The following is a 13,234-nucleotide window of genomic DNA, read 5'->3' on the forward strand; positions in this document are numbered from 1 at the left end:
AGTATCATTCACATTCGGTTTATCCTGGGGGGAGGAGAGCCATGACAGGAAAGAGAAAAAGCATCGTTCATCGGGTATCCGCCATTCTGGGCGCGGCGCTGGTGCTAAGCTTTGCTGGCGGATGCTTTGTGCTTTACAGTGTGGAACGGTCAAATACGGAATACATATATCAGCTTACCAGAGAACTGATGGATTCTTCCATTTCCAGAATGGAGAATGAAATGGGGGAAATAAAAACTCTCATCTATGATATCGTGGTCTCCGATACCGTGCAGAAAGCGGGCAGCAGTTTGCTGGCTTATGATGAGGGAAGAGATGAAACGGGACTTGGGCGGGCATTAAGGATTAATCAGATTGCGGACGGCATACAGAGAGAAATCGCGGCGAATCATTCTGTAGTTTGTGCCAATTTTGTGGACGGAGCGGGCAATGTGAGCGTGATCGCATCGACGCGCTATTTCCGACTGACCGAAGAAAACGCGAAAGCGGTATCCGGGGCCGCTGTCAATGCAAAGGGCGAGACCTTCTTTATGGAGGAAAGCACGTTTGCCGGCGAGAAAAATATTCTGCTGGCGGTCAAACAGATCAGGGAAAAGGAAAACCTGTCCCTGAAGCATATCGGAACGGTGGTGCTGTTTATTGATATAGACAGGCTGGGCAGGCTGCTTACGGATGTGCACGACGGGATATTTCTGATGTACGGCAATGAGGGCGGTCTTAAGTTTGTGCTGAATGACAAAGAGAACCTTCTGGAGGACTACGATCCGGACGGGGTGCAGAGCGAGGCGTATTCGATTCGGGATATCGGCGGGAAGCGCTATTTTGTGGTGAGCATGCATAACAGCGGACAGCAGTTTTCCTACGTGCTTTTTACACCGTATGCGGAACTCTTCTTTGATGTAAAGCAGGTTTTTACACTGTATATGGGGATTTTTGTTTGCTGCTGCGCGGCGGTGCTGTCGATTTCGTTCTTTTTCACGCGCCGGGTGACCGATGATATCCGAAGATTTATCCAGCATATCCATCAGATTTCCTGGGAGAATTTTACACAGCTTCCCGTCTATGAAAAAGAGGAAATCAGGGACAGGGATGTGTATGCCCTTCAGCAGGCTTTTAACAAAATGTCGGTCAGGATCAATGAATTAGTTCGGGAAAATTATCTGAAACAGATTCTGATCAAGGAGACGCAGATACAGGCGCTGCAGGCGCAGATGAATCCCCATTTTCTCTATAATACACTGAATTCCGTGTATTGGATGGTTAAGACGGCAGGGAATATGCCGGCGGCGGATATGGTCAACAGTCTGGGACTCCTGCTTAGGGAGGCGATCAGCAATAAAGAGCTGGTGATCACGATCGATAAGGAGCTCGACATTGTCTGCTATTATCTGACGATCCAGAAGCACCGCTATGAGGAGCGTTTGGATATCCGCTTTGATGTGTCGGAGGAATGCAGCGGCCTGTTAATTCCCAAGTTCACAATACAGCCTTTATTGGAAAACGCCATTGCCTATGGAGTGGAATGCATGCTGGGGGTATGCAGAGTGGAAGTCAGCCTGTGCGTGCGGGGAGAGGAGTGCATCTGCCAGGTATCCAATGACGGCCCTCCGCCGGAAGAAAATCTGATGGAAAAGCTGCGCAGCGGGCAGCTGAAGCCGAAGGGAAACGGCGTTGGCCTGTTAAATATTGACCGGAGAATCAAAGAGGTGTTTGGGGATCGTTGCGGAATCAGTGTGTTGCGTGACAGCGCCGGCCGCACGGTGGTGCAGGCGAGGATGAAATGTATTTCACAGGAAGAGTATGAAGAGGGAAGGCGGAATGAAAAACAATTACAGGATTATGGTGGTGGATGATGAGCATATTGTAAGGGAGGCGATCTCCTCTTCCATCCCCTGGGAAAAATATCAGGTGGAGGTAGTATATGCCGCTGCCAATGCGGTCGATGCGCTGGAATATCTTAAGGACCATGAAGTGGATATGATGCTGGTGGATATCAGGATGCCCGTGATGGACGGCCTCGAACTGCTTAAGCAGCTTAGAGGCCGCAGAGCGGATATTGATTTTGTGATTTTAAGCGGACATGCGGATTTTCACTATGCGCAGCAGGCAATTCACTATGGGGCCAGAGAATATCTGCTAAAGCCGCTGGATGCCGCTTCACTGCTGAATGTGGTGACGAAATGCCGGGATGAGCGGCAGCAAAAGCAGCTTATGGATATGATGCGGGAAAACCCGGCAATGAACAGGATCCTTGCTAATGTTTCAGATCCGGGAAATTATCCGCAGACAGTAGGCAGGATCATCAAGATTGTGGACGAAGAGATCGCCAACGAGGAACTGTCACTGAAATGGATCTCTGCAAAGAAGCTTTTTCTGAATGAAAATTATTTAAGCAGAGTCTTCCAGAAAGAGACCGGGCAGAGATTCTCCTCCTATCTGGCCGAACGCAGAATGCTGCTTGCCATGCAGAAGCTGGCGTACAGCCCGGAGGAAATGATCCTGGATGTGGCCAGAGCAACAGGATTTGGGGACAATTCGCAGTATTTCAGCAGCACCTTTAAGAAATTTACGGGCTATACGCCTTCAGAATACAGGAGATATATGCGGGAAGGAAAGTTTAAATAGAACCCGCATTTCATGCCGCGCAACGGTTTAGGAAGAATCCTTTTGACAGATGAGAATCTGTCTATTTTTGTTGTTGATGAAGTGTGACGGTAAAATTTGAAAGAGACGGCTGTTTTAACGATTCCTTTGACATTTATGCGGACCGATATTAGAATCTAACTAACAGATACGCTTTGGATAAATCTTGTGGTTTCACTGATGGGGGGCAGGAATTATGAAGCTTACTTATTCTATAAATGTAGAACAGAAAGCGTCGATTACAGCAGCGCAGATACAATCATTGGAAATACTCGCCTGCGACGGCCTGCGGCTGAAAGAGATGCTGCAAAGGCCAGAATGATAATCGGATATGTAGAGCAGAGAAAAGACACCTTGATCAGAATAGCATTAGCAGCTGCAAAACGGCAGCAGAATTTTTTTATGGGAAAAGGCAGGCTGCGGCCGATGAGAATGTCGGATATCGCATCGGACATCTGCCTGCATGAATCTACAGTGAGCCGCGCTGTTTCAGGAAAATACCTGCAGTTTCCATGTGGCACCATATTGATGAAAGAGCTGTTTTCCCGTAATGCAACGGAGGATGCCGGACTTCGCGCGGAGGATATAAAGATTATGATAGAGGAAATTGTGGATGGCGAGGACAGCAGAAAACCTTTCAGCGACCAAAGACTTACGGATCTGCTGAAGGCACGGAATGTGAATATATCCAGGCGAGCTGTGGCGAAATACCGTGAAGAGCTGGGCATCCCGAGCAGTGTGGACAGAAAGGACAGATGAGCGAATGGATAAATACAGAATATGCTGTGTGACGTACAGAGAACTGGACAGTCTGGTGAGAACTGCCATCAAAGGTTTATCCGATGATGAGGTGGAGATTGATGTGATCAGCGGTCTGCGCGAGGAAATCCTGCCGGAACTGCAAAAGAAGATTGCAGATGGGATTGAAATTGTGATTGCCGGCGGGGCAAATGCCAGAATCGTCAGGGATTTCTGCAATATTCCGGTGCTGGACTACCGGATCAGCAGTATGGATTATCTGCTGGCGGTACAGAAAAACTGTGAAAGCGGTGGGAGGGCGGCAATTGTGACCTACAGGGAGCCTCTGGGAACGGAGCTTAAGCACTATCTTGATGAAGTACATATGGATGTGGCTAATATCATCTATGAGGATACGCAGGAGCTGGAGAGCCTGATGAAAGAGGACAGTGCGGCGACGATTATCGGAGGTGCTCATGCGGTGGAAGTTGCCGGAAAGCTTCATAAAAAATCAGTATTGATTTATCCGGGCCAATCCGCTATCCGTGATTCCATCCTGCAGGCTAAGGAGCTGTTGAAGAGGCTGCGCATGGAGAGGGAGAATTCGCTGTTTATACAGGCCATGGTGGATTACAGCGCCAACGGTATCCTGATGACGGACAAAAACGGCTGTATTCTGAACCATAATCTGAGTGCGGGAACTATGCTTGAATTTGGCGGCAGATCGCTGAAGGGCCAGTATATCCAACTCCTCTTGCCGGCCGGCGGTCTGGAGGATTTCGCGGGTTCGGGCCTTAAGGAGTCAAAAAAAATCATTCGGGCAGAGACGAAGGAGCTGCTGCAGACCTGGATCAGGATTGAGGATAAACATGGCCAGTATATCGGCAATGTTTGTGTGCTTTCCGATGTATCGGATATTCAGAAGATGCAGTTGGAGTATAAGGAAAAGGAACGAAAGGCAAGACGGGAGCGCGGGTTTGAAGGCAAGTATAATTTCAGCGATATTACAGGATCGTCCTATGCGATCAAAGACTGTATAGCGGACGCCAGGTTCTTTGCGTCAAGCGATGCAAATGTGCTGATCTATGGAGAGACCGGAGTAGGAAAAGAGTTGTTTGCGCAGGGGATTCATAACAGCAGTGAGAGACGCAAAGGGCCCTTTATCGGCATTAACTGTGCGGCCCTTCCCGAAAATCTGCTGGAGACCGAGCTGTTCGGCTATGACGAGGGCGCGTTCACCGGCGGTAAAAAAGGCGGAAAGAAAGGGTTGTTTGAGCTGGCGGAAAACGGAACGCTGTTTCTCGATGAGGTGGGGGAGATCAATCCCGGTCTGCAGGCCAGGCTGCTGCGCGTGCTGCAGGAGAAGGAAGTGATGCATGTGGGAGGCGACCGTATGATACCGATTAACGCCCGGGTAATCTCCGCTACCAACCGCAATCTGGAACTGTTGGACGCTAAGGCATTTCGCCGGGACCTGCTGTATCGGCTGAATGTGTTGGAACTGAAACTTCCTCCTCTGCGGGAGAGAGAAGACGATGCAATCCATCTGTTTGAAACATTCTATGCGAAAAAGACGGACCTGCCGCTGCACGCGGAGGTTAAGCCGATCATCGCTTCCTACACCTGGCCGGGAAATATCAGAGAACTGCAAAATGTCTGTGAGCGATATTATTTGTATATCAAGTCAGGTGAAAACCGGAGTATAGGCTATATTAAGCGCTGTATGGTGAGGGCAATCGGAGAGGAACGGCTGTTTCGGGACATTCTGTCAAGATATCATTACAGTACGGATCACCCGGAGGATATCACGTCGGATATGATTAAGGAAATCTCCGGAATTTTTATGTATAATAAAGAGCAGATAGCTGTAAAACTGGGGACGAGCAGGACTACTCTCTGGAGAAAATTAAATAAAGAGGAGCGGTAACGCGCGAATCGGCTACTCAAAAGGCTTCAGGAGGGAGCCTTTTGAGTTACAAATGTCTATAAATTCAAATGTTTCAAATTTTGTCTAAAATAGCACTTTGAAACAAAACATTTCAAGAAATTCTGATAAATATCCCATAATATACGGTTTAAAAAGTTGGCACGTTTCTTGCTAATAAATATTAATAGAGGGGAAATAAATCCCCTGACAGTAAGTAAAGTGTACTCTCGGAATCTCTTTGTGCCTGATTTTGAGAGCTTTCGAGAGTATATCAAAGAGAACGGAGGTTGAATTATGTGTCACAGAGGATTGCTGGAAGGCGTAAGGGTTCTGGATCTGACACGGGTGCTGGCCGGGCCGTACTGCGGCATGATACTGGCCGATATGGGAGCGGATGTGATTAAAATAGAACGCAGGGAAAAGGGCGATGATGCCAGGAACAATGCGCCGGTCATAAACGGTGAAAGCGCCTATTTTATGAATCTGAACCGAAACAAGAGGGGGATGACGCTGGATTTAAAGAGCCAAAAAGGTAAAGAAATTTTTCGTAAACTGGTTAAGCGCAGCGATATCGTGCTGGAAAATTTCCGCCCCGGTGTGATGGAACGTCTGGGCCTGGGATATGAGGAGCTTAAGAAGATAAATCCCGCCATTGTATATGGAGCTGTTTCCGGATTCGGACAGTACGGCCCTTACAGCAGCCGTGCCGGATATGATATCGTGGGGCAGGCTATGAGCGGCCTCATGAGCACCACGGGCTGGCCGGACACGCCGCCGACCAGATCTGGAACGGCGATTTCGGATGTCAGTGCAGGATTGAGTTGCTGCATCGGGGTGCTGGCGGCCTACATAAACCGGCTGAAAACCGGAGAGGGGGAGAAGGTGGATATCTCGCTGGTGGATACAATGGTTTCATCTCTGGAGATCATCAATATGATTTACCTGTGTACCGGACGGGTACCGGATCGCATTGGAAACCGGTATGAAGCGATCTATCCCTATGATTCTTTTCAGGCAAAAGACGGTATGGTGGTCATAGCCTGCGGCAATAACAAGCTCTATGAACTGTTGAAGGGAATAATCGGAGACTCCCGGCTGGCGGCCCCTGAATTTTCAGACAACCTTTTGCGGGTGGAGCACCACAAAAAGTTGAAAGCCATATTGGAGGAGTGGACCGTGCTGCATGGGATTCATGATATTGTGGATCGCCTGTTGACGGCGGGAATTCCTTCTGCGCCGATCTATTCTATCGATCAGGTAGTGAAGGATCCGCATATCGGCGGCGCGCGGGAGATGTTCGTGGAAGTAGAGCACCCCAAAGCGGGAAGAGTGACGCTGACGGGAAGCCAGTTTAAGTTCACGAATAGGAAAGTGGAAATTAGCAGGCCGTCCCCTATGCTGGGAGAGCATACGCGGGAAATCTTGACAAAAGAGCTTAATATGGAGCCGGAAGAATATGAACGGCTGCTTAGAGAGAAGGTGATCTGAAATGAAACCGCAAGTGAATGTGGTAGAGATCGGCCCCAGGGACGGGTTCCAGAATGTAAAGGAGTTCATTCCGACCGCCCTGAAGCTGGAAATTATCAGAAACATCCTTAAAGCTGGCATCCGGAAAGTCCAGATCACATCCTTTGTAAGCACAAGGGCCATACCGCAGATGCAGGATGCAGAAGAAGTAGCAAAGACCGTCATCGAAGAATATCCATGTGCGGAATTGTTCGCGCTGGTCCCGAATGTGTATGGAGCGAAAAGCGCTGTCGCGGTGGGACTCAAGGAGATCGCGCCGGTTATATCCTTAAGCGCTTCCCACAATATAGCCAATGTAAAGCGGACGCATGAACAGTCCTATGCCCAGATCGGGCAGATGCGGCAGCTTTTCCCCGAACTGAAGCTGACTGTTGATATAGCGACAGCATTTGGCTGTCCTTTTGAAGGATGTATGCCGGTTGAACAACTGCTGGAAATGATCGGGAGACTGAAAAGCATGGGAATTCACGCATTTACGTTATGTGATACGATCGGCATCGCTTATCCGTCACAGGTTAAGCATGTAATGCAGGAGGTAAAAGCGGCCTTCCCGGGATCCGAGTTCAATATCCATATACATGATACAAGAAATTTAGGTGTGCTCAACAGCTATACCGCTGTGCTGGCCGGCGCGGATTCCGTGCAGACGGCGCTGGGCGGTCTGGGCGGCTGCCCGTTCGCACCGGGCGCTACGGGCAATACGGCCACGGAGGATTTCATCTATCTGTTACAACGGGAAGGGTATGAAACGGGCGTTGATTTTGAGGTGCTTATGGCAGCCGCCCGCATGGAGTTTGACAGGATTGACGGCAATTTCAGTGGACATCAGATCCGTATCTCAAAGAATCCCCGTTATGTAAAGCAGGAGGCTTAAATCAGATAAAAGAAAAGAGGATAAACCATGAAAATCGTTGTGTTAGACGGATATACAGAAAATCCGGGGGATCTTTCCTGGGACGGCCTTAAAAATTTGGGGGAGCTGACGGTTTATGACAGGACTCAGCTGGAAGACATCGTGGAGCGGATCGGAGATGCCGAAGCCATATATGTTAATAAAACGCCGGTATCTGAAGCTGTAATGGAGCGATGCCCGAATCTTAGGTTCATTGGTGTTCTGGCTACGGGATACAATGTGGTGGATGTAAAAGCGGCCAAAGAGCGGGACATTGTCGTATGTAATATCCCTTCTTACGGCACCGATGCCGTAGCGCAGTACACCTTCGCTCTGTTGCTGGAACTGTGCCATCATGTGGGGGAGCATTCCGAGAGTGTAAAGGATGGGGCATGGAGCAGATGCCCAGACTGGTGTTTCTGGAATTATCCGTTGATGGAACTGGCCGGTAAGGTGATGGGAATCATTGGATTCGGCCGGATCGGAAGACGGGTAGCAGAGATTGCGCTGGCTTTTGGCATGAAGGTGATCTATTACACTCAAGGAAGCTGTGAAACACCGGAAGGGGAGCGCTGCCGCTGTGTTTCATTGGATGAGCTGCTGGAAAATGCGGATGTGATCACGCTGCACTGCCCGCTGACACCGGAAACTGAAGGCATGATTCACTCCGGAACAATAGCCAGAATGAAACAAGGCGTATTGCTGATCAACGATTCCAGAGGGCCGCTGATTGTTGAGGAGGATCTAAGTGCGGCTCTATGCAGCGGTAAGATCGGCGGCGCGGCAGTGGATGTCGTATCGACGGAGCCGATCTGCGGGGATAATCCGCTGCTTACCGCACCCAATACTGTCATTACCCCTCATATTGCCTGGGCTCCAAGGGAGGCCAGACAGCGCCTTATGGATATCGCAGTGGAAAACCTGGTGCAGTTTTGCAAGGGAACGCCGCAAAATGTGATCAATGTATGAGAATGGAGGCCGCTCTGTGAAAAAAAAGCATGTGAAAAAAAACAGAATAAAACGGTACGCAACCTACGCGGTACATCACTGGACATTATATGCGCTGGTGCTGCCGGGATTAATCTACCTGATTGTATTCAAATATATCCCAATGGCGGGACTGGTGATCGCGTTTCAGGATTTCAATCCGTTTGTCGGCATACTTAAGAGCCCATTTGTGGGGCTGAAACATTTTCGCTTTTTATTTTCAGGAAGGGATTTTGTTCCTCTGTTGGTCAATACGCTGTCCATTTCCCTGTTAAACCTGCTGTTTTATTTCCCGATGCCGATCGTCATCGCACTGCTGTTAAATGAGATACGCAGCTACAGGTATAAGAGCCTGGTGCAGACCATGGTCTATATCCCGCATTTTATATCCTTTGTCATTGTGGCCAGCATTACCTATGTGCTCTGCAATGAGGATACCGGACTGGTCAACAGCATCATCCGTTCTCTGACCGGCACAACAAAGCCACTGCTGTCGGGCACACAGTATTTCCGCCCGATCATTGTGATCCAGAATATATGGAAGGAGACTGGCTGGGGCATGATCATATTTCTGGCGGCTCTGGCGGGCGTGGATGTCCAGCTTTATGAAGCGGCAAAGGTGGACGGTGCCGGACGCTGGCGTCAGATGTGGCACATCACTCTTCCGGCTATTAAGGGTACGATAGTGATTATGCTGATTTTAAGGGTGGGAGCGCTGCTCAATACCGGCTATGAACAGATCTATTTGATGTCCAATGCGCTGAACCGCTCGGTGGCGGATGTATTTGACACTTATGTTTACCGGATCGGCGTTTCCAACGGACAATACTCTTTTGCCACCGCCGTAGGAATTTTCAAAGGGATCGTAGGCTGTGTGATGGTGCTTACCACCAACTGGCTGGCCAAGAGGATGGGCGAAAGCGGAATCTACTGACAGGGGGAAGATTATTTTGAAAATTAATAATAACAGAAATAGCAATGCGATCAGAGGTTCCGTCGGTTACCGCACCACACAGGTATTTATCTATCTGTTTGCCGGGTTGATCGGAATTATGGCGATTCTGCCGTTTTTATATGTGCTGGGAGGCTCCTTTGCAACGGAACGGGAATTATATGAGCGCCCATTTCTGATTATCCCGCACGAATTTTCATTAAATGCATATAAGTTTATCCTGGATGATGGCCGTATTCTGAAAGGCCTGCTCAACTCGATCAAGGTAACGCTGGCCGGCACTGCGGTTGCAATGGCATTATCCGCCACCTTCGCTTATCCGCTTTCCAGAAAGGATTTTAACGGCAGGGCCACAATCTTAAATATGGTTATTGTGACCATGGTCTTTTCCGGCGGTCTGATTCCCAATTATCTGCTGGTGAAGTCGTTGAATATGATTGACAGCTATGCGGCTCTGATTTTCCCGGGCGCCATGAGTGCGTTTAATATGGTGATTATTAAAAATTTCTTTGAACAGATACCGCAGGAACTGTCGGAGTCCGCTGTGATAGACGGCTGTACGGATGCGGGGATATTTTTCAGGATTGTGCTGCCTCTTTCCAAACCGGTTCTGGCATCCATCAGCCTGTTTTATGCGGTGGGCTATTGGAACGATTATTTTAATTGCATGCTCTATATCAATGATACGGCGAAGCAGACGGCGCAGCTGATCCTGCGCTCCATCGTGCTGCTTGCTTCCGGATTTGATCTGTCGGGAAGCCCGATTGATTTCGGACCGATGGGGGCACCGCCGGAACAGGCGGTCAAGCTGGCATCCACGATTGTAACCATTGTGCCCATACTGGTGGTCTATCCTTTTGTACAGAAGTTTTTTACAAAGGGTGTCATGGTAGGTGCAGTTAAAGGGTGAGAGCCCTTTCTGAATGCCGGTCTGCGGCTTGCGGCCGGCAGGAATACCCGGGAGCGGCTATACGGGCCGCAACGGAAAAATATAAACAGGAGGAAGTATTTATGAAGCGGAACAAAGGAAGATGGATGAGAGCAGCAGCCATGCTGCTGACACTGGTACTGTTGATGGGAACCTTTACGGCCTGCGGCAGCTCCGGGGATGCACAGACTACCGGCGGCACGTCCGCAGCGGGCACATCCGCGGCAGGGGGTGAAACGGATGAAAGCGGTGGCGGCAGCAGTGCTTCCGGTGATTTTCACGGCCAGCTGCCGGAGGATTTCAAAATCTCCATTATGCTGACGGATTTTGTAGGCAGCCCTAACAGCGGTGAATACGGCGAACAGGTTCATGAGATGCTGGAGGAGATTACCGGCTATCAATTTGAAATTACCTGGGTGACCAGTGACAGCTATAACGATAAGGTGAGCACAATACTGGCCAGCGGTGTCTCGGCGATGCCGATGATCATGAAGCTGAACACTCAGACCGGCGTGGTGATCAGCGCAGCTGCCAGCGGAGCCTTCTGGCCGATCGAGGATTATCTGTACAACAGTGAAGTGTATCCCAATATATCACAGGCCAAAAAGGAGATCGAGCAGAATTTCACCATTGACGGACATACGTATGGTCTGCATAACCTGTCCTCTCCCATTGGAAGATACGGTTTGGGCTACCGGGCGGACTGGGCAAAAAAGCTGGGTATCGGCGAGCCTTCCACCATCGATGATGTGTATGACATGCTCTATGCCTTTACCTACGGAGATCCTGACGGTAACGGAGCCGACGATACCTATGGATTAAATCTGTGCAGTTACACAGGTCCGCTGGATGAGATGCAGACGTGGTTTGGCTGCGGCAATGGCTGAGTGGATGACGGAGACGGAAACCTTGTGCCGGTGCATATGACGGATGAATATATGGAGGCTGTGGACTGGTTTAAGAAGCTCTATGATGACGGACTGCTCGCTAAGGACTGGGCGATCCGTGACGGAGGGACCTGGAAGGATGACAGCTACAACGGAAAGGCAGGGGCTTATATGGACTGCCTGGATGATGTGAAGAAAATCTGGGATTATTATGTGGACAATGAGATTCCCAGCGTTTTAAATGACGAAGAGCCGGCATCTATGGCTATGGTATCCGGAATATCCAAAGATGGGCAGAATCCGAAGACAGCAGCATGTGTTTCCAAGAACTTCTTTGTAATTACCAGAGCTGCGCAGTCCGAAGCGGAGGTTCAGGCCTGCCTGGAGTTTTTGGATAAGCTGTGCGGAAATGATGCGCTTATGCTCATGAATTATGGACTGGAAGGAATTAACTGGGAGAAAAACAGTGAGGGAGAAGTGGAGAAGATCAATGTGGATGATACTGTGATCAGTAAGTCCTATGCGGGATTAGATCAGCTGAATCCTTACATCCCTAATAAGCAGTCCACTGACTATACATTTGCTGAGGATGAGAGAACAAAAGTGCAGAACGAAAAATTTGAAGAGGGCGCCAGGATCGCGGTTTATAATCCGGCACTGGGGTATCTGGGCAATGCTCCGACTTATGTGGCACAGGGCGGCAATCTCAATCTGATCTTAAGCGATGCGAGGACCCAGTATATCGTGGGACAGATTGACAGGGAACAGCTGATGGAACAGTTCGATTTGTGGTATGCCTCCGGCGGAGAGGCTGTGATCGCGGAAGTGAATGAACAGTATCACGCGGACCGGAAACAGTGAAGCTGATGTGAAAGATGTTTATAAAACGGGCGGAAGCAGAGCGTGCTTTCGCCCGTTTTCTAACAGAACACAGTGGGAGGACGACATTTTATGATATGGATGCATGTACAGATGGATTCAACGGCACTGAATATGCCGGTAACACTTGAAATATTAGCGCCCCAGCCCCACGGGGATAATGAGGGGCAGAAACGGCGAATCCTGTTCCTGCTTCACGATTATGGAGAAGATCACACATGGTGGATGCGCAGTTCTATGGTGGAGCAATACGCAAGCCGGAATTCGTTTACGGTGGTTTTGATGTCAGGAGATAACAGCTTTTTTGTCAATATGAAACAGGGCAGAAGGTATGGGGATTTTGTCGGACAGGAGTTGCCGCTTTACTGCCGTGAGGTATTGGGTTTTCCTCAATCGCCGGACTGTTGGTGTATTGCAGGATGCGGTATGGGAGGATATGGGGCGCTGATCACCGCTTTGCGGCATCCGGATATATTTGGTTGGATCGGCTGCTTTTCTCCGACGGATTTGACGGAAGAATTCCTGTGGATGAGGAACAGACAGCTTGAGCTGGTCTTTGGCAGCCTGGAAGAGTATACTGTTTCCCAAAATTCTTTGTTATGGGCATTAAAGCGGCTGCAGACAATACAGGATGAGGCACCGGAGCTTTTTTACTGCATAAAAGAAAGGGACTGCAGAGAGCAGCAGAGAGGACTGTTTGAGAGTCTAAACGATGTGCTGTATCCGCATTCAGTACGGATCAGACATGTGGTTCCGAAAGAAGAGTGGCGGTATCCGGATACCTGTTTGGAACAATTTATGAATTATGTTTCTGAAAGCAGTGATTCAAACAATGTGAAGCGGGAAGCTCCTGCAAAGAAGGAGGTCTGAAGAA

13 protein-coding genes are annotated in these 13,234 nt (G+C 49.3%); all 13 read left to right on the plus strand.

The features are described 5' to 3' along the window. Positions 1–41: 41 nt before the first annotated feature. The 13 genes from DWZ56_RS14995 to DWZ56_RS15050 all read left to right on the plus strand — a co-directional run bounded on the left by DWZ56_RS14995 (position 42) and on the right by DWZ56_RS15050 (position 13,230). Complete coding sequence (locus tag DWZ56_RS14995) at positions 42–1,853, plus strand: cache domain-containing sensor histidine kinase (RefSeq protein WP_118557443.1); 1,812 nt, start codon at positions 42–44, stop codon at positions 1,851–1,853. After that, positions 1,819–2,625, plus strand: a complete 807-nt coding sequence (locus DWZ56_RS15000) for a response regulator (protein WP_158584614.1) — start codon at positions 1,819–1,821, stop codon at positions 2,623–2,625. Before DWZ56_RS14995 ends, DWZ56_RS15000 begins: the two co-directional genes overlap by 35 nt. A 214-nt stretch (positions 2,626–2,839) precedes the next feature. Then, a complete protein-coding gene (locus tag DWZ56_RS23350; RefSeq protein WP_158584615.1) occupies positions 2,840–2,965 on the plus strand; it encodes a hypothetical protein in 126 nt (41 codons plus the stop codon). After that, a complete protein-coding gene (locus DWZ56_RS15005; protein ID WP_158584616.1) occupies positions 2,962–3,402 on the plus strand; it encodes a hypothetical protein in 441 nt (146 codons plus the stop codon). The genes DWZ56_RS23350 and DWZ56_RS15005 overlap by 4 nt, the downstream gene beginning before the upstream one ends. 4 nt (positions 3,403–3,406) lie before the next feature. Next, positions 3,407–5,308 carry a sigma 54-interacting transcriptional regulator gene (locus tag DWZ56_RS15010; RefSeq protein ID WP_118557446.1) on the plus strand — a complete coding sequence of 634 codons (1,902 nt, stop codon included), beginning with the start codon at positions 3,407–3,409 and terminating at the stop codon, positions 5,306–5,308. A 294-nt stretch (positions 5,309–5,602) separates the two neighbouring features. Further along, a complete protein-coding gene (locus tag DWZ56_RS15015) occupies positions 5,603–6,796 on the plus strand; it encodes a CaiB/BaiF CoA transferase family protein (RefSeq protein ID WP_118557447.1) in 1,194 nt (397 codons plus the stop codon). Position 6,797: 1 nt separating this feature from the next. Next, complete coding sequence (locus DWZ56_RS15020) at positions 6,798–7,709, plus strand: hydroxymethylglutaryl-CoA lyase (RefSeq protein ID WP_118557448.1); 912 nt, start codon at positions 6,798–6,800, stop codon at positions 7,707–7,709. A 27-nt stretch (positions 7,710–7,736) separates the two neighbouring features. Next, positions 7,737–8,696, plus strand: coding sequence for a D-2-hydroxyacid dehydrogenase (locus DWZ56_RS15025; RefSeq protein WP_118557449.1), 960 nt, complete (start codon positions 7,737–7,739; stop codon positions 8,694–8,696). A gap of 16 nt (positions 8,697–8,712) precedes the next feature. Beyond that, complete coding sequence (locus DWZ56_RS15030) at positions 8,713–9,648, plus strand: ABC transporter permease (RefSeq protein ID WP_243095291.1); 936 nt, start codon at positions 8,713–8,715, stop codon at positions 9,646–9,648. Positions 9,649–9,664: 16 nt separating this feature from the next. Further along, entirely contained in the window at positions 9,665–10,576 is a 912-nt protein-coding gene (locus tag DWZ56_RS15035; RefSeq protein WP_243095292.1) for a carbohydrate ABC transporter permease, read from the plus strand. 101 nt (positions 10,577–10,677) lie between these two features. Next, positions 10,678–11,481 carry an extracellular solute-binding protein gene (locus DWZ56_RS15040; RefSeq protein WP_147369432.1) on the plus strand — a complete coding sequence of 268 codons (804 nt, stop codon included), beginning with the start codon at positions 10,678–10,680 and terminating at the stop codon, positions 11,479–11,481. Continuing rightward, entirely contained in the window at positions 11,482–12,342 is an 861-nt protein-coding gene (locus DWZ56_RS15045) for a hypothetical protein (RefSeq protein WP_118557452.1), read from the plus strand. It abuts the gene before it with no gap. Between the two features lie 90 nt (positions 12,343–12,432). Next, positions 12,433–13,230 (plus strand): alpha/beta hydrolase, encoded by a 798-nt coding sequence (locus DWZ56_RS15050; protein ID WP_118557453.1) that lies wholly within the window; start codon positions 12,433–12,435, stop codon positions 13,228–13,230. The last annotated feature ends 4 nt before the right edge of the window (positions 13,231–13,234 follow it).

Source organism: Lachnotalea sp. AF33-28, assembly GCF_003477885.1.
Taxonomy (GTDB): Bacteria; Bacillota; Clostridia; order Lachnospirales; family Lachnospiraceae; genus AF33-28.

What these genes read in the sequence shown, in the direction of transcription:
- DWZ56_RS14995 (WP_118557443.1), top strand. Translation starts at nt 42, where the DNA reads ATGACAGGAAAGAGAAAAAGCATCGTTCATCGGGTATCCGCCATTCTG.
- DWZ56_RS15000 (WP_158584614.1), top strand. Translation starts at nt 1,819, where the DNA reads ATGAAAAACAATTACAGGATTATGGTGGTGGATGATGAGCATATTGTA.
- DWZ56_RS23350 (WP_158584615.1), top strand. Translation starts at nt 2,840, where the DNA reads ATGAAGCTTACTTATTCTATAAATGTAGAACAGAAAGCGTCGATTACA.
- DWZ56_RS15005 (WP_158584616.1), top strand. Translation starts at nt 2,962, where the DNA reads ATGATAATCGGATATGTAGAGCAGAGAAAAGACACCTTGATCAGAATA.
- DWZ56_RS15010 (WP_118557446.1), top strand. Translation starts at nt 3,407, where the DNA reads ATGGATAAATACAGAATATGCTGTGTGACGTACAGAGAACTGGACAGT.
- DWZ56_RS15015 (WP_118557447.1), top strand. Translation starts at nt 5,603, where the DNA reads ATGTGTCACAGAGGATTGCTGGAAGGCGTAAGGGTTCTGGATCTGACA.
- DWZ56_RS15020 (WP_118557448.1), top strand. Translation starts at nt 6,798, where the DNA reads ATGAAACCGCAAGTGAATGTGGTAGAGATCGGCCCCAGGGACGGGTTC.
- DWZ56_RS15025 (WP_118557449.1), top strand. Translation starts at nt 7,737, where the DNA reads ATGAAAATCGTTGTGTTAGACGGATATACAGAAAATCCGGGGGATCTT.
- DWZ56_RS15040 (WP_147369432.1), top strand. Translation starts at nt 10,678, where the DNA reads ATGAAGCGGAACAAAGGAAGATGGATGAGAGCAGCAGCCATGCTGCTG.
- DWZ56_RS15050 (WP_118557453.1), top strand. Translation starts at nt 12,433, where the DNA reads ATGATATGGATGCATGTACAGATGGATTCAACGGCACTGAATATGCCG.